Annotated in this window: 11 protein-coding genes, 1 tRNA gene, 2 rRNA genes and 2 pseudogenes (1 of these 16 cut by a window edge); 6 read left to right on the top strand and 10 right to left on the bottom strand. The window is 61.8% G+C overall.

Going from position 1 to position 16,934, the window contains the following annotated elements; translation table 11 throughout:
- The 3 genes from NKH21_RS09230 to NKH21_RS09220 form a co-directional block, all read left to right on the top strand.
- Positions 1–2,047 (top strand): 23S ribosomal RNA (locus NKH21_RS09230) (it extends 752 nt beyond the left edge of the window).
- Between the two features lie 76 nt (positions 2,048–2,123).
- Positions 2,124–2,238: ribosomal RNA gene (gene rrf / locus NKH21_RS09225) — 5S ribosomal RNA — on the top strand.
- Between the two features lie 130 nt (positions 2,239–2,368).
- Positions 2,369–2,445 (top strand) — tRNA-Met (locus NKH21_RS09220).
- Between the two features lie 198 nt (positions 2,446–2,643).
- Here NKH21_RS09220 and bioZ read toward each other — a convergent pair.
- From bioZ to NKH21_RS09180, 8 genes and pseudogenes are all read right to left on the bottom strand, one after another.
- Entirely contained in the window at positions 2,644–3,627 is a 984-nt protein-coding gene (gene bioZ / locus NKH21_RS09215; protein ID WP_352864456.1) for a 3-oxopimeloyl-[acyl-carrier-protein] synthase BioZ, read from the bottom strand.
- Positions 3,624–4,889, bottom strand: coding sequence for an adenosylmethionine--8-amino-7-oxononanoate transaminase (locus NKH21_RS09210; protein WP_352864453.1), 1,266 nt, complete (start codon positions 4,887–4,889; stop codon positions 3,624–3,626). Before NKH21_RS09210 ends, bioZ begins: the two co-directional genes overlap by 4 nt.
- Positions 4,889–5,524: a dethiobiotin synthase gene (gene bioD, locus NKH21_RS09205; RefSeq protein ID WP_352864449.1), complete on the bottom strand. Its 636-nt coding sequence runs from the start codon at positions 5,522–5,524 to the stop codon at positions 4,889–4,891. The genes NKH21_RS09210 and bioD overlap by 1 nt, the downstream gene beginning before the upstream one ends.
- Positions 5,521–6,660: an 8-amino-7-oxononanoate synthase gene (locus NKH21_RS09200; protein WP_352864446.1), complete on the bottom strand. Its 1,140-nt coding sequence runs from the start codon at positions 6,658–6,660 to the stop codon at positions 5,521–5,523. The genes bioD and NKH21_RS09200 overlap by 4 nt, the downstream gene beginning before the upstream one ends.
- Positions 6,657–7,598, bottom strand: a complete 942-nt coding sequence (bioB, locus tag NKH21_RS09195; RefSeq protein WP_502911883.1) for a biotin synthase BioB — start codon at positions 7,596–7,598, stop codon at positions 6,657–6,659. Before bioB ends, NKH21_RS09200 begins: the two co-directional genes overlap by 4 nt.
- A 160-nt stretch (positions 7,599–7,758) precedes the next feature.
- Positions 7,759–8,559, bottom strand: a complete 801-nt coding sequence (locus tag NKH21_RS09190; protein ID WP_352864440.1) for an FAD-dependent oxidoreductase — start codon at positions 8,557–8,559, stop codon at positions 7,759–7,761.
- Positions 8,556–9,530, bottom strand: coding sequence for a quinolinate synthase NadA (gene nadA / locus NKH21_RS09185; protein WP_352864437.1), 975 nt, complete (start codon positions 9,528–9,530; stop codon positions 8,556–8,558). Before nadA ends, NKH21_RS09190 begins: the two co-directional genes overlap by 4 nt.
- Positions 9,531–9,597: 67 nt before the next feature.
- Positions 9,598–10,544: pseudogene (locus tag NKH21_RS09180) on the bottom strand (NUDIX hydrolase).
- Positions 10,545–10,744: 200 nt separating this feature from the next.
- Here NKH21_RS09180 and panB point away from each other — a divergent pair.
- Positions 10,745–11,590, top strand: coding sequence for a 3-methyl-2-oxobutanoate hydroxymethyltransferase (panB, locus tag NKH21_RS09175; RefSeq protein WP_352864434.1), 846 nt, complete (start codon positions 10,745–10,747; stop codon positions 11,588–11,590).
- Positions 11,587–12,480, top strand: a complete 894-nt coding sequence (gene panC, locus NKH21_RS09170) for a pantoate--beta-alanine ligase (RefSeq protein ID WP_352864431.1) — start codon at positions 11,587–11,589, stop codon at positions 12,478–12,480. The genes panB and panC overlap by 4 nt, the downstream gene beginning before the upstream one ends.
- Before the next feature lie 18 nt (positions 12,481–12,498).
- Here the strand turns inward: panC and NKH21_RS09165 are convergent.
- Both NKH21_RS09165 and NKH21_RS09160 read right to left on the bottom strand, forming a co-directional pair.
- Positions 12,499–12,814: pseudogene (locus NKH21_RS09165) on the bottom strand (Dabb family protein).
- Positions 12,815–14,457: 1,643 nt separating this feature from the next.
- A complete protein-coding gene (locus NKH21_RS09160) occupies positions 14,458–15,585 on the bottom strand; it encodes a hypothetical protein (RefSeq protein ID WP_352864428.1) in 1,128 nt (375 codons plus the stop codon).
- Positions 15,586–15,835: 250 nt separating this feature from the next.
- Between NKH21_RS09160 and NKH21_RS09155 the strand changes: the two genes are divergently transcribed.
- Entirely contained in the window at positions 15,836–16,501 is a 666-nt protein-coding gene (locus NKH21_RS09155) for a hypothetical protein (protein ID WP_352864426.1), read from the top strand.
- The last annotated feature ends 433 nt before the right edge of the window (positions 16,502–16,934 follow it).

The following is a 16,934-nucleotide window of genomic DNA, read 5'->3' as shown; positions in this document are numbered from 1 at the left end:
GGTAACACTTACTGGAGGACCGAACCCATAACTGTTGCAATAGTTCGGGATGACTTGTGGCTAGGGGTGAAAGGCCAATCAAACTCGGAAATAGCTGGTTCTCCGCGAAATCTATTTAGGTAGAGCGTCGACCGAATACCCCAGGGGGTAGAGCACTGGATGGGCTAGGGGTCCTCACCGGATTACCAAACCTAACCAAACTCCGAATACCTGGGAGTAATAGTCGGCAGACACACGGCGGGTGCTAACGTCCGTCGTGAAAAGGGAAACAACCCTGACCTACAGCTAAGGTCCCCAAGTTATGGCTAAGTGGGAAAGGATGTGAGGATCCCAAAACAACCAGGATGTTGGCTTAGAAGCAGCCATCATTTAAAGAAAGCGTAACAGCTCACTGGTCTAAATAAGGGTCTTTGCGCCGAAAATGTAACGGGGCTAAAGCCATACACCGAAGCTTAGGGTTTGCAGCAATGCAAGCGGTAGCGGAGCGTTCTGTAAGCTGATGAAGCCATACCCGTGAGGGGTGGTGGAGGTATCAGAAGTGCGAATGCTGACATGAGTAACGTAAGGGGAGTGAGAGACTCCCCCGCCGAAAGTCCAAGGGTTCCTGCTTAAAGCTAATCTGAGCAGGGTTAGCCGGCCCCTAAGTCGAGGCAGAAATGCGTAGACGATGGGAACCACGTTAATATTCGTGGGCCTGGAGGAAGTGACGGATCATTGAGGTAGTCCAATCTTATCGGATTGAAAGGGCTGCTGCGTGGTTCCAGGAAATAGCTCCTCCTTATAGACCGTACCCGAAACCGACACTGGTGGACTGGTAGAGTATACCAAGGCGCTTGAGAGAACTATGCTGAAGGAACTCGGCAAATTGCACGCGTAACTTCGGAAGAAGCGTGACCCTTTCATGCGCAAGCATGGGAGGGTGGCACAGACCAGGGGGTAGCGACTGTTTATCAAAAACACAGGGCTCTGCGAAGTCGCAAGACGACGTATAGGGTCTGACGCCTGCCCGGTGCTGGAAGGTTAAGAGGAGGGGTGCAAGCTCTGAATCGAAGCCCCAGTAAACGGCGGCCGTAACTATAACGGTCCTAAGGTAGCGAAATTCCTTGTCGGGTAAGTTCCGACCTGCACGAATGGCGTAACGACTTCCCCGCTGTCTCCAGCATAGACTCAGTGAAATTGAATTCCCCGTGAAGATGCGGGGTTCCTGCGGTTAGACGGAAAGACCCCGTGCACCTTTACTATAGCTTTACATTGGCATTCGTAGTGGCATGTGTAGGATAGGTGGTAGGCTTTGAAACCTGGGCGCCAGCTCAGGTGGAGCCACCCTTGAAATACCACCCTTATCACTATGGATGTCTAACCGCGGCCCGTTATCCGGGTCCGGGACAATGTATGGTGGGTAGTTTGACTGGGGCGGTCGCCTCCTAAAGAGTAACGGAGGCGCGCGATGGTGGGCTCAGAACGGTCGGAAATCGTTCGCTGAGTGCAATGGCATAAGCCTGCCTGACTGCGAGACTGACAAGTCGAGCAGAGACGAAAGTCGGTCATAGTGATCCGGTGGTCCCGCGTGGAAGGGCCATCGCTCAACGGATAAAAGGTACGCCGGGGATAACAGGCTGATGACCCCCAAGAGTCCATATCGACGGGGTTGTTTGGCACCTCGATGTCGACTCATCGCATCCTGGGGCTGGAGCAGGTCCCAAGGGTATGGCTGTTCGCCATTTAAAGCGGTACGTGAGTTGGGTTCAGAACGTCGTGAGACAGTTCGGTCCCTATCTGCCGTGGGTGTAGGAATATTGAAAGGATCTGTCCCTAGTACGAGAGGACCGGGATGGACGGATCTCTGGTGGACCTGTTGTGGCGCCAGCCGCATAGCAGGGTAGCTATATCCGGACGGGATAACCGCTGAAGGCATCTAAGCGGGAAACCCACCTTAAAACGAGTATTCCCTGAGAACCGTGGAAGACGACCACGTTGATAGGCCGGGTGTGGAAGAGCGGCAACGCTTGAAGCTTACCGGTACTAATAGTTCGATCGGCTTGATCGTTCTCATTCCTAATGTCCATCGTGAACACGATGGATGGCACAGAAAACAGCTTCTCGAGCAACGTGCGTTTTGCCGACCTGGTGGTTATGGCGGAGCGGCTGCACCCGATCCCATTCCGAACTCGGCCGTGAAACGCTCCAGCGCTGATGGTACTTCGTCTCAAGACGCGGGAGAGTAGGTCGCTGCCAGGTCTGCCAAGCGCACGTTGTTTAATCTTCTCCTTACGAACAGGCCCGCCAACGGGACTCCGGGCCGCGAAAGCGGCCCTTTCATTTGGCGGAAGCTTGAATCCGGTGAGCCAAGGCTTACCTTTAGGGTTGACGCGGGGTGGAGCAGCCCGGTAGCTCGTCAGGCTCATAACCTGAAGGTCACAGGTTCAAATCCTGTCCCCGCAACCAAAATTAGCCCGCAAGTTCAACTGCTTGCGGGCTTTTTGATTCCGGCATACCTGCTTGTCAAGTTTGGTCCGGAATCAAATCGGAATCACTTCGAGGCAAGCCTTGGCGCGGATTCGGCGGCAAGCTGAGGCGATCTGTGGTTCAAACCGCCTGCCGGGTACGAGAGACCCCGTATCGTGGGCGACCGGTGGCGATCGGCTATGCACCGACCACGAGTGCGCCGCCGCTCAGGCCCGCGCCCGCTGCCGCCAGAAGGATTTTCTCACCAGACCGAAACGGCTCCGTGCGATGGGCCAGCGACAGGGAGAGCGGGATCGTCGCGGCGGAGGAATTGCCGTATTCGGCGATCGTCTTGACGATTGTTCGGTCTGCTATGCCGAGGTTCCTCCCCACCGCATCGAAAATGCGGGCATTGGCCTGATGCGGCACGAACCGATCGATGTCCTGCGGCTGCATTCTGGCTGCGGCCAATGCGTCCTCTGAGCAAGCAGTCATCATGTCCACGGCCTTGGCGAACACTTCACGGCCGTCGGTGATCGTCATTCGGGTCTGCCCAAGGTCGAGGTCATCATGGAACGGCGTGCTGCTTCCTCCAGCGGGAATCTGGATCAGCCCATAGCGCGAGCCGTCCGAATCCAGCGAGGCGCCGAGAATGCCCCGACAGTGGTCCTCGCAAGGACCAATCACCAGAGCGCCGGCGGCATCGGCAAACAGGACGGCGCTGGCGCGCTCGGCCGGATTGATGCGGCGGCTGAGGATGTTGGCGGCGATGACAAGGGTCGATTTGCCATGCAGGCGGGTGAATCCGTCCGCGAACATCAGCGCATAGATGAAGCCGGCACAGGCGCCGGTCAGGTCGACGGCACCGGCGCGGCTCAGTCCCAGCCGATGTGCGACCAGCGGCGCGCTTGGCGGCAGGAGGTGATCGGGTGTCGAGGTGGCAAGCAACAACAGACCAATGTCGCTGCGATCGATGCCGGCGTTCGCCAGCGCCATGTCACCAGCATTCGCGGCAAGGCCGGACAGCGTATCTTCGCTGGTTGCCCAGAAGCGCGAGCGAATTCCGGTGCGCCGCTCGATCCAGCCCGACTCGAGGCCGAGACGGTTTTCAATTTCCGGGTTCTCGACCTTTCGCCCGGGCACATGATGACCAAACCCGAGAATGCGCGACGATTTGCTCATGGCCTCGAACCGAAGCGTTCGCCGGCTTCCTCGATGGCGTCATGGAGCCGGTCGAGTTCGTCGCCGGTGATGCAATAGGGCGGCAGAAGATAGAGGACATTGCCGAGCGGGCGCACAAGCAGGCCCTGGTCGAGGAAGAACGCGCGCAGCTTCGGGCCGATCTCGGCCAGATAGCCGGTCGAGTCGGCGCGCAGATCCAGCGCCGCGATCGTTCCGGTCGCCCGGCAGTCGGTGAAGTTGGAATTGTAGCTAAAGCGCCGAATCCCGGCGGCCTGCATCGCGCTCAGGGCCGCTATCCGCTCGACCACCGGCTCGTCGCGCCAGATCTCGACATTGGCGAGTGCGGCCGCGCAGGCAATCGGATTGGCGGTGTAGGAGCTCGAGTGGAAAAAGGTCTTCTGCCGGTCCTCGGAATAATGGGCCTGGAAGATGGCATCGGTAGCGAGTGTGGCCGCCAGCGGGATGGTGCCACCGGTCAAGCCTTTCGAGGTGCACAGGATATCCGGAGAGATGGATGCCTGCTCGCAGGCGAACATGGTTCCGGTGCGCCCCCAGCCGGTCATCACTTCGTCGGCGATCAGCAGCGTGCCGGAGGCCTCAGTGATCTTTTTCAATTCGGCCAGGACCCAGGCCGGATACATCAGCATGCCGCCGGCGCCAAGCACGAGCGGCTCGACGATCAGCGCGGCGGCGCGCCGGTCGCGGCTGACGGCCTCGAAACGATCCAGCGTTTCCTGTTCGCGCCCGGCGGCCGGGAAGGGGATGGTGTCCACCTCGAACAGCAAAGGCTCGTAAGCGGCATTGAACACGCCGCGGGCGCCGACGCTCATCGTGCCGATGGTGTCGCCATGATAGCTGTGCTCCATGACGACGATGCGCGAGCGCGGCGCGCCGATGTTGCGGAAATAGCCGAGCGCCATCTTCAGTGCGACTTCGACGGCGGTCGAGCCGCTGTCCGAATAGAACACCCAGTCGAGTCCGGAGGGAGCGAGGCCGACAAGCGCCTCGGCGAGCCGTTCGGCCGGCTCGTGCGTGAAGCCTGCAAAGATGATCTGGTCGAGGCTCGACGCGGTCGTCTCGATAGCCTTCATGATGCGGGAATGGCGGTGGCCATGGGTGACGACCCACCAGGAGGAAATGGCGTCCAGGATGCGCGCGCCGTCGGCCTTGTGGAGATAGGCGCCTTCTGTCAGGACGATTTCAGGGATCGCTGGCTCGAGCGCGTGCTGGGTGAAGGGATGCCACACATTGGACTGGGACATCATTCGCCTCCGCCAACCAGGGCGAGATCAAAACCGGCAATCATCGCGTCTCTCAGCGTTTCGCCGGTCAGCGGATCGAGGTACGGCAGCCTGCCGAGTTGTGGCACATCGCCGAATTCGGCGATTGTCCTTTGAGTGTCGGCCATCTCATCGCCGATGAAGGCGATGCCGATGAGCGGGATGGACCGGGCTCGCAGCGCCTCGATCGACAGCAGGGTGTGATTGATTGTGCCGAGCGCGGTGCGGGCGCACAGAATGACGGGCAGTTGCCATTGCGCGAATATGTCGATGAACCTTGTGCGCCGATTGAGCGGCACCATCAGGCCGCCGGCGCCTTCAATGACGAGCGGACCCGGCACGACCGGAAGCGAGAGATCAGACGCCTCGATCGCGACTCCGTCGATTTCGGCCGAACGATGCGGCGAAAGCGGGCTCTTCAAGCGGTAGGCTTCCGGCAGCACGCGCCCTGGCGGCAAGCCGGAAAGCCGGGCAACGACTTCGCTGTCGGTCTCCTCGTCAAGGCCCGACTGCACCGGCTTCCAGTAGAAGCCGTCGAGCAGGCCGGCGAGCCCGGCCGAAAAAACAGTCTTGCCAATTCCGGTGTCTGTTCCGGTGACGACGATGCGCTTGGTCATGCCGTGGCCAACACCTCGGCGAGCGCCTCGACCATGGCCGAAATGTCGGCTTCGTCGACGTTGAGCGTCAGCGAAATGCGCAGCCGCGACGTGCCCTCGGGCACCGTCGGCGGACGTATGCCGCCTATGTCGAAACCGCGAGCCTGCAATGCCGCCGCCACCGCCATGGTGCGCCTGTTCTCGCCGATGACAAATGGCTGGATCTGCGAGCCGCTGAGAGTCACGCCGCAACGGTCGGTCAGTTGCCGGCCCGCGAAAGCGACACGCTCATGCAACTGAGCACGACGCATGGGCTCGTCGGACAGAATAGTCAGCGCCTCACGCACCGCGACCGCCATCAGCGGCGATGGCGCGGTGGCGTAGATGAATGGCCGGCACCGGTTGATGAGATAGTCGCACAGCGTTCGTGGAGCGGTGACAAGCGCTCCGGACGCGCCAAGCGCCTTGCCGCATGTGTGGAGCGCGATGATGTTGTCGCGGCCCTCGAAAGCGGCGGCCAGTCCCCGGCCGTCCGGTCCCCAGACGCCGGTGGCATGCGCCTCGTCGACGACGAGGAATGCCTCGTGCCGATCGGCAAGCGCAACGAGGCTCTCCATCGGTGCGCAGTCGCCATCCATGCTGTAGAGGCTCTCGACCGCGATCCAGACGCGCCCCATGCCGCCTTCGGCGCGCCAGCGCGTGATCGCGTCCTCGACAGCGTTGACGTCGTTGTGCGCGGCCAGCCTGGCCTCGGCGCGCCCGGCTTGTGCGCCCTCATGCATGCTGGCATGAGCGAGCTCGTCGAGGACCAACAGGTCGCCCTTCTGCGGCAGGGCGGTCAGGAGAGCGAAGTTGGCGATGTAGCCGCTGCCGAAGAATAGTGCGCGTTCGGCTCCGAAGAACACCGCCGCCTCCGCCTCCACGGCCTCGTGTTCCGGCGCATTGCCGCGCAACAGCCGCGATCCGGTGGCGCCGACCGGCGTGCCCTGCGCGATCGCCGCCGCAACCGCGTCGCCGAGCCTCCTCGAGGCGGCGAGCCCGAGGTAGTCGTTCGACGAGAAGTCGATCCCGGCACGCGGCGACAGCATCCGCAGCCGGTCCTTGCGCGCCAGCCCCTGCAAGGTCGCGTCATAGCGGGCGAGGAGCGCCCCGTTCATTGCGCCTCGAGTTCCATCGGCTCGATGCCGAGGCGCCGGAACAGCAGACTATCCTTGTCCTCGCCGGGATTGTCCGCCGTCAGCAGCGTGTCGCCGACGAAGATCGAATTGGCGCCAGCAAAGAAGCACAGCGCTTGCATCTCGTCGGTCATGGCGGTGCGGCCGGCAGAAAGTCGGACGTGCGATTTCGGCATCATGATGCGTGCCAGCGCGATCACGCGCACGAATTCGATCGGCTCAATGGGTTTAGCCTCGGCAAGCGGGGTGCCCTCGATTGGGATCAGCATGTTGATCGGAACGCTTTGCGGATGCTCAGGCAGGTTGGCCAGCGTCACCAGCATGTCGATCCGGTCCACAGGCTCTTCACCCATGCCGACAATGCCGCCGCAGCAGATCTTGATGCCGCTGTCGCGGACATTGGCGAGTGTATCCAGCCGGTCGGCAAACGTGCGGGTCGAGATGACCTCGCTGTAGTAACGTTCTGACGTATCGATGTTGTGGTTGTAGTAGTCGAGGCCCGCCTGTTTCAGACGAGAGGCTTGCTCAAGATCGAGCATGCCGAGCGTCATGCAGGTCTCCATACCGAGCGCCTTGACGCCTTCGACCATTGCCACGACCGCATCAATGTCGCGCGCTTTGGGGTTCCGCCAGGCCGCGCCCATGCAATAGCGGGTGGCGCCGGCGTCGCGCGCCTTGGTCGCCTCGGCGATGACGCGCCGGACCTCCATCAGCTTCGAGGCCTTCAGGCCGGTTTCGTGATGCGCCGACTGGCTGCAATAGCCGCAATCCTCCGGGCATCCGCCTGTCTTGATGCTGAGAAGTCGGCTGAGCTGGACCTTGTTGGGATCGAAATTCTGCCGGTGAACGATTTGCGCCTGAAACAGCAGGTCATTGAAAGGCGCGTCATGCAGTGCCCGGGCCTCTTCCAGGGTCCACATCCGCCGGCTCTCATTGGATTGGGCCTTGGGCATCGTCAAATCCGAAATTGCTGGCTGCATTTCCATCCTGTTCCTTGCGTTATAGCGACGTGGGCGCCCTTGATCCTGGCGGACCGCGGCGAGAAGAGCCCGGTCGACTGCCGATGGTCAGCCCCGACGATCAGAACTCACTGTAGTCGAGACCGATATCGAGGATCGGCGCGCTGTGAGTCAACCAGCCGATGGAGATCAGATCGACACCGGTTGCGGCGACAGCCGGCGCCGTTGCGGGCGTGACCCTGCCAGACGCCTCGGTGATCGCCCGGCCGGCAACCATGGCCACCGCCTGGCGCAACTCGTCGATCGACATGTTGTCGAGCAGTACGACGTCGGGGGCGAGGGCCAGGACCTCTTCCAACTGGGCCAGCGTATCGACCTCGACTTCGATCTTGACGAGATGGCCGACGCTGCTTCGCGCGCGCTCGATTGCCGCGCGAACGCCGCCGGCGATACCCTCGATGACCGCTATTGTCGGCGTGGAGCGCACATCGGCGACAAGTGCGCGCATTATCTCCCGTCCGCTGCCGTCACCGTCGGCATGAACGATGCGCCGCCGACCATGCGCGGCTTCCAGCCCAAGACGAAGAGCACCTGCGGGCGTTCGATCGAAGCGAACCCCGAGGCGCGCTAGATCCTCAATCGCGGCGGCCGCCGCGTAGACGATGCGCCTAGCTGCTTGCGCATCGCAAAGACCGTCGCCTGCGGCGAGTGTGTCGGAAAGATGAAGCGCCGGTTCATCATCCTCGCCCAGGCTGGCCGCAAGCCCACCCTGCGCCCACGTGCTCGACGCGTCCGCGCCAAGTGGCGATCTCGACAGGAGAAGCACCGGCTCAGGCGCCAGATGCAGCGCGGTCATCAGCCCGGCTATGCCGCCGCCGACGATGACCGGCCGGCCGCCGAGATCGAGAACGTCCATGCTCATATGGCCAGCATCCGCTCGACGGCCAGCCGCGCGCGCCCGGCAATCTCCGGCTCGATGGTCACGACATGGCGGTTCTGCTCGAGTGCTATACGGATATTGGCAAGTGTTATCCGCTTCATGTGCGGGCACAGATTGCAGGGCCGTATGAACTCGACCTCGGGATGCTCGACCGCGACATTGTCGCTCATCGAGCATTCCGTCATCAGCACGACCCGGGGCGGTTTTCGTCGTCCGACATAGTCGGACATAGCGGCAGTCGAACCAGAGAAGTCAGCTTCCGCGACGACTTCCGGCGGACATTCGGGATGCACCAGCACCGTCACGCCTGGATGACTTTCGCGCAACTCCCTGATGTCGGCTGGCGTGAAGCGCTCATGCACCTCGCAATGCCCTTTCCAGGCGATGATCTCAACGTCGGTCTGGGTGCCGATGTTCAGGGCCAGATACTCGTCCGGCAGCATGATCACCCGAGGAACGCCCAGCGACTCCACCACGGCCTTGGCATTGCCGGAGGTACAGCAGATGTCGGACTCGGCTTTCACCTCGGCTGACGTGTTGACATAGGTGACGACCGGTACGCCCGGATAACGTTGCCGCAGCAGGCGGACGTCCTCGGCGGCAATGGAGTCCGCCAGCGAACAGCCTGCCCTGAGGTCAGGAACCAGCACCGTCTTTTTCGGATTGAGCAACTTCGCCGTCTCGGCCATGAAATGCACGCCGGCCAGCACAATGACATCGGCTTCAGTCGACATCGCCTTGCGAGCAAGCGCCAGGCTGTCGCCCACGATGTCGGCGACACAGTGGAAGATCTCCGGCGTCTGGTAATTGTGCGCCAGGATGACGGCATTTCGCTGCCGCTTCAGTTCGAGGATGGCGTCGATATCGCTGGCGAAAGTCGGCCATTCCATCGGCGGGATTACCCGCTGGACACGATCATAGAGCGATGCGGCGGTGGGCAGCGAAGTTGGCATCCGAGCTCCTCATTATTCTCATAGTGAGTATAATTATAGCATATACTCTCTCTGAGAATAAATGGAGTCAAGCCCGCGACAGCGGCAATTTCGTCCCGGCGACCGCCCGCTCGTCGAGGACAGCATGACGAAAGCGGAAGAGCTTGGCGGGCCGTCCGACGGTATCGGCTGTCGTCTCCCCCACATCCTCGACAAGATCCTGCTGCTCGATGAGCCGCCGGAAATTCGGCTTGTGGATCAGTCTGCCAGCGAGCGCTTCGACAGTGCGCTGCAATTGCAGCAAAGTGAATGCTGGCGGCATCAACTCGAACACCACGGGGCGGTATTTGATCTTGGAGCGCAGCCGCGCGATGCCAGTAGCAAGGATGCGGCGGTGGTCGGAGACCATGGAGAGCCCGGGCCCAGCGGGGAGGGGCTCACAGCGTGTCCGCGGGTTGCTTCTTCCACCAGTGCCGCTTCGTAGAGGAGTTCGTAGCGCTGCAGCGCGAATTCCTCGTTCCATGCGTGGTCGTCGAAACCGAAGGCGATTGCTGCCCGCTGCCGGCGATGGCGCCGAATCTGCGCCTCGCCGGCGGCGTCCGCCCAGGCGAACAGGCGTGGCTGTAGGATGTCCGCGACGATCGCCGGAACGCCGGCGCGGCGGTCTTCCCACGGGAAATAGTCGTACCAGCTGCGCCATCTGCGTTTGGGCGAGTTCGCGGCTTGGTCCTTGCGGGTCAGGGCGAGATAGCTGATCGAGATAACGCGCTGCTGGCGCTCGTCTCCGATCCGGTCGCGGTCGGCGAAGGTGTATAGCTGCTCGATATAGCCCAGTAGGTGACCGGTCTGGTGCTCCACCCACGCCCTCAGGCCCGACTGGAGGGAGCGGTGGCCGAGTTCGAACGGGCCCGAGGGCAGGGCATTGGCCTGGCCGATGGTGAGGACGCAGGGCTCGCCTTCCGCGAGCGCAACGACTACGGCGATCAGGTCCACGTTTGCTTCGTGGTCGTTGCCGGCGGCTCGTCCTTCCTGGATCCTGTCGTCTGGTCCTGCATGTTTCCCAAAACGGCTCGGTCCCGCTTCGAGGCAGCGCAGACCAGTTTGCCGCGACCGTGGACTGCGCTCGTCCGCTCGTCAACGTCGGGCAGCGATGCGGTCATTTGGCTCTTCGCACTGGCACAAAAATATGCCAAACGCGGCCCCACGGATAGATGACGCATGGGAAGGAGGCACCATTGAGTGCGACTGGCGAATTGAAAGCCATGACGCCACCAGATGTCGTCGCCCGCAAGGGTGGCCAGCCGCTGGTGTGCCTGACGGCCTACACGACGCCGATGGCGAGGCTCGTCGACAGGCATTGCGACATCGTGCTCGTCGGCGACAGCGTCGGCATGGTGCTTCACGGCCTGCCCTCCACGCTTGGCGTCACGCTCGACATGATGATCATGCATGGACAGTCGGTTCGCCGCGGCGTCGGGCGCGCGCTGATGGTCGTGGACATGCCGTTCGGATCGTATGAAGAGGGCCCCGAGCAGGCCTTTCGTAACGCTGCCCGGCTGATGGCGGAGACCGGCTGCGGCGCCGTCAAGATCGAAGGCGGCGAGGGTATGGCTGCGACGATCCGATTCCTTGCTGCACGTGGCATCCCGGTCATGGGGCATGTCGGCTTGACCCCGCAGGCGGTCAACACCTTTGGCGGCTACAAGGTGCAGGGGCGCGGCGACGACGCCGAGCGGATCTTGCGCGATGCCGCCGCGGTTGCGGAAGCCGGTGCCTTCGCGGTCGTCCTCGAAAAGGTGCCGGAGGCACTCGCGCGCCGGATCACCGCGAACCTCGCGGTCCCCACCATCGGCATCGGCGCTTCGTCCTCATGTGACGGCCAGATCCTCGTGGTCGACGACATGCTGGGGATGTTCACGCCGTTCCAGCCGAAATTTGTCAAGCGATATGCGCAGCTCGGCGAGCAGGCCGAAACTGCGATCGCGGCCTACGCGCGCGACGTGCGCGAGCGGCGCTTTCCGAGCACTGAGCATGTCTTCGGCGATGCGCCCAAAAGCATCAAGGGCGGAGAAGCTGCATGAACGTGCCGATCGTCAGGACCGTTGCGGAGTTGCGCGCGACGGTTGCGGAATGGCGCCGCGAAGGCGCAAGCGTCGCGGTCGTCCCGACGATGGGCGCGCTGCACCAGGGGCATCTCAGCCTGGTCCGCACCGCACTCGAAAAAGCCGACCGGGTGATCGTGACGCTGTTCGTCAATCCGAAGCAGTTCAACAGCGCGGCAGACCTCGCCGCCTATCCGCGCACTGAGAAGGAGGATGCGGCAAAGCTCGCGTCTCTTGGCGCGCATTTGCTCTACGTGCCGGACGCCGCGGAGATATACCCGGACGGCTTCGCCACCACGGTTTCGGTGGACGGCGTCAGCGACGGCATGTGCGGCGCGTTCCGGCCCGGCCATTTCGACGGCGTGGCGACCGTCGTGGCCAAGCTGTTCCTTCAGACCGGGGCCGATCTCGCCTTCTTTGGCGAGAAGGATTTTCAGCAGTTGCATGTCGTGCGGCGCCTGGCGCGGGATCTCGATATTCCGATCACCGTGGTCGGCTGCCCCACTGTACGCGAGCCCGACGGTTTGGCCTTGTCTTCGCGCAATGTCCGCCTCACGCCGGCCGAGCGGCAGGCCGCGCCGAAGCTTGCATCGATCCTGTTCGAGCTGGCCGGGCAACTCACGAACGGAGCACCGATTGGCCCAACGCTTGTCGAAGCGCGGGCGGCGATCGTCGCCGCCGACTACGCTCAAGTCGAGTATCTGGAACTGCGGGCAGAAGAGACTCTCGAGCCGTTGCAGGCGCTCGATCGACCTGCGCGACTGCTTATTGCGGCGTGGCTCGGCGAAATCCGGCTGATCGATAACGTGAAGGTCTTAGAGCAGCAAGGCAGCAAGGGCATTGTGAAGGCGATCGTTGCCACCGCCTGAAGGTGCTGATCCGAAGGCTCAGGCATCGCGCTTGTCGCGGGAAACAGCAGTCGCAACATCGTAGTCGGCGGCAAGCCGCAGCTCTCGAAGCGGACGCACGCGCCTAACGGCCTCCAGGTAAAGCTCATGCGCTTTGTAGGCGGCGTCCGACATCATTCTCGAATTCAGGGTACACGATGACGTCGATTTCTTTGCTCAATAGATCGGATTTGTGGTTAAGGGCAATCTCTAGTCGCAACGCGTGAGGAATCCTGGTCAGAAGCTCCAGCCCTTCCCTCATGAGTTCAATGTCGCTGCCATACTTCGCGCTGAACAATCCGATATGGCGGATCATGTGTGACGGGCACTCGACCCGATTGGGCCTTGGATTATCAGGTGGCTCGGCGCAGGTAAGTCCATTGGCTGTCCTCCTCGCCGCAGGACCAGCGCTTAAGGTTCTTCATGGTATCCATTTCATGGGCACGGCAATATAGCGGGCAACGATACGAGGACATTGACCCCCTGGTCGGTCTGGCTCGTTCAATGGGACCGCCGGACGTTGCGGCTGCCATCGGCATCTCAGCAGCGCTTTTTCGCCGACTGCCTAATCCGGATTCACAGTGGCGTGACTATTCCGATACGCGGCGGCTTTGGCCGCTTCGCCGCGTTCACACTCGTGGGCAATATGGACGCTGGTGTCGAGGGTCGTCCCACTGATGGATGGGAGCGATAGGTTAAGAAACAACCACTTAGAGCGCGACGTGCACACGCGGTGCACATGAAAAAGCTTATCACTTTCTTCGTCCTTTTCAGCGAAGTGGTGCGCCAAGGCGTCCCGGCACCGGATACGTGGCGAGATGGTGCCCGTCTTCGGCCGCGCGATCGACCGACCACGCGGTAAGACGCCATGGCACGACGAAGGTGAACGTTGGTGGGTATTTGAGAAATGCCTCTCAGTGCATGGGCATGGGCATGGGCAGGGTCGGCGAACTGCCCCCGCGAGATCCAGCCGTAGCTCAGCTGGATAGAGCGTCGCCCTCCGAAGGCAGAGGTCACAGGGTTCGAATCCTGTCGGGTGCGCCAATAAAATCAATCGCTTAGGCGGATTTATAGGATGTGCGTATTCAAAAGACTCACCAAAAACTCACCGAAAACAAGCGCACTTTCGGTCGGATTCGGCGGCGATAGGATGATTTTTCGCGATGCCACAGACCATGATGTCCTCTGATCGGCGGACAGATGCCAGACGTCGAACTGGATGAAGGAAAGCCGAACTGCCACAGCTTGCCGTCTCGCGCTCGAGTCTTTGCGTTGCCAGTATCCTGAACCCGCCGCACCCAGGTCTGCTGAGATGGAGCTTCGCCGACCGTTCGCTCAAGACCACGTCTCCGTCGGCATCCCGACCTAGCGGCCCGGTCGGACTGTCGTAACACCGAGCCCGCAGGCGGTCTCGGCTGGGCGGTTTCCATCCCCTGACGGGGCATGCGGACCATCGCGGACGGGGACAGTCGGTCCCGCGTCCCGTCCTACGGCCGGCGCTATGCTGACGCTCCTACGGCTGTCCCGCTTACCCGCCCGCGGTGGGGGCGAATTTCCTTCATCCCGCGCGCGACGATCGTCCGCTGTTGCGGACGCGCGCAGGACTGCGGTTTATACGCCGTTCTTCGTTAGAGCGGCGGCGTTCGTCGTTGCGGGCACGCTTCATCAATCTGGCGCGACGTACGGCCACGCTGCAAGGGGCGTCACTCAAGGATATCTTCATATCGACGAGGCTCTCAAACTGGCCGCGCCGCGGACGTGCGAGGAATCGCCTCTTTGCTAAGTGCAAGCGCCGGCGAAGAAGGGGCGAACGTGGGATGGTGCCACCATCATCTCCCAGGACCTTATCCAGCTCGCTACCCCGCTACACTAACGATTTGTCGGAGCAAATTATCGTGGAGGTTGGGCCAAACAGAAAAGGACCCGAACAAACGGTCCGGGCCCCACGAAAATGTGGATTTAGGGCGCCGCGTGAATGACCGGGCCGTCGCCGGCAGGAAGCTTGATGCATTCGGGCGCAAAGGCTTTCCTCATGCAGGGGTCACGCTTTTCAGCGTACTTGCGCAGTTCGTCATCGACCTTCAGCTTCAAATACTCCCGCGCGGCACTCTGGCCGTCCCCGAGGGTGGTTGGTGTCAGGACCTCTAACAGCACGTCCTTAGCAATGTCCTTCGGGTCCGGGACCTTGCCCGTCATCAGATCGACTCCAACCTCTTTCGCCTTGTCGCGAATGAAGTTGCGGCGGTCTTCGGCCTGCTGTTTGGCGGCGGCGTCGGCGGCGGAGTCGGGCACAGTCTCAAGACTAATATGTGCCTCGAGGAGGGCCTTCTCCATCGGCGAAATACTGTTGCCATAGTCGTCCGGGTTGAAAAGCTCGATCGGCTGGCTGTCCCGTGTCCAGAGCACCACTTCCCTGGCGAAGTTGAGTTTGCGGATATCCGAGGCGTTTTCAGGCAATGCCGGAGGGGGCGTGTTGAGAGACGGCAATTCGACCACAGAACGCACGTCGTTGTTGCCGGCCGGGGTATCGATCTTCGGTGCCTGCTGCCCGCTGTCCGCGCCCGCATCTTCGACGGCGGACGGCGGCTGGCTGGCGGTGACGACGGCAGTTCCCACCCCCGTGGCAACCGAGCCCAAGCCGAGCTCGGTGCTGGTCAGGGTAGCGACAACCTGTTCGCCGACGGCGATATTGAGGGTATAGCCTTGGTAGACGAGGAGATACCCGCCACCGACGACGAAGGTGATGACGGCCACAGTCTCCCATGGATGTTCCTCCACGAACTTACCGACATCCTGTCCCGCCTTTTCCAGGGCGTGACCGGAGTCGTGCAGGCCTTTCTCGACCGCATTGCCGGTGTCGTGCAGGCCCTTCTCGACGGCGTTGCCGGTGTCGTGCAGGCCCTTCTCGACGGCGTTGCCGGTGTCGTGCAGGCCTTTCTCGGTGGCATTGCCGGCGTCGTGCAGGCCTTTCTCGACGGCGTTGCCCGCATCGTGCAAGGCCTTCTCGAACCAGTTAGCCGAGGCTGGCTGGGAGATGGCGGTGAGCGCTGTGGAGGCCGCCATCAAAAGTGCGAGATACTTGGTCATAACATTCTTCTCCTTGCCGCAACGGGCACTCGGCGCCGCGACCATCGCGGGCATGCCAATGGAAGCGCATTGCGGTGTTGCACTGGAGATGTTTGAAGGCAGCCCCGTTTCAACACGGCGTGGTCATCGGCCCCCTACCCGGGCTGTGCAACGGGGGGTCCCCTGAGGGTACCTGTCTTCCCCTCACCCACTGGCGCTCAGGAGTCAGGCTGCTTACATCGTTCAGGAGAATCTTTGGGAGAAAAGTCCCGTGCTAAAAGACTCGGATCAGGGCGGCGCAGCCGGCGGGCGCAAGGGCCCACCTCCCTTGGCGGAAATTCTGCGACGGGTTGAAGCGGCCACCAAGCATTTCAAGAAACGGGAAATTCGCAAGAAGGTCGTGTTCCATGCGGACGCCACCAGGGATTGGCTGCTGCGTAACGACCACCGTTACGATGCAGATAATAGCCTTGAGGCCGGACAGTGGTGGCCACATGATGCGCTCGGACCTCTCGGCCCGAATGGCCACCGCATTTCCCGACTTTTTCAGCTGATTGCGCGCGGCTTCGAGAACGGTCTCCGCAATAATCTGGAGCGGCTGAGAAATGACGCTGCGCTCCTTTGCCGAGAGAACTTTCTCGACAAGGCCCTGAGCTATAAGGCGATGGGTATCTATTTCGAGCAGTACGGACTGTCGGTGGCGAACCGCGCGCCTGAACCGCTTGCCAAAGTAGCCAAACGGTTCGGCTATGCGAAGAATCAGGATTTGCGCGACTATTGGGTGCCTAGCATGGTCGAGCTGGGGCTTTGGAGCGCTCGTTACCACACCGCGCAGTGGGCGATTGAATTGGGGCCGGTTGCCAAAGCATACCACGAGCGCGCCTTCTGGCCGGCCTTCAAAGTGTTCGAACCAACGATCGAAGGAGATCGCAAATGAAAACGATGCAGGTGATTGGTCTCGCCCTGGCCTTGCTGGGCGGCATGTCTCTCGGTGGGATGCAGGCCCGGGCCGCAGGTCCCGGAGTAATTATCGTTACTTCAGTCTAACCTCGCTCAAGCGTAACTCTTCCAATGGAGGTGTGGTGCTTTCCGCACGGTGAGGCATGATTCCAGCCTTTGGGAAATACCAAGACGCCTGCAACGAAGGCTGATTTATGGGCTGTCACGTCATGGCGCCCCTACTGTAGCGGGCCGGTGGTCACAGGCCGGACTACTGCTGGCCATCTTCGCCCTCAGGCTTAGCACGTGGCTCATGTTCCACGACGTCCGCGCTACCTTGTGGTTACCACACCCGCTATCCTGGCGACGACAGCAGCCGCCGGTGTCGAGCCGGCTACCACCGCAATAATCGCAGCTATGGCGGGCAGGCC

The sequence above is a fragment of the Mesorhizobium sp. M1329 genome (assembly GCF_040318035.1).
GTDB lineage: Bacteria > Pseudomonadota > Alphaproteobacteria > Rhizobiales > Rhizobiaceae > Mesorhizobium.
This window is presented reverse-complemented; position numbering and strand designations above follow the sequence as displayed.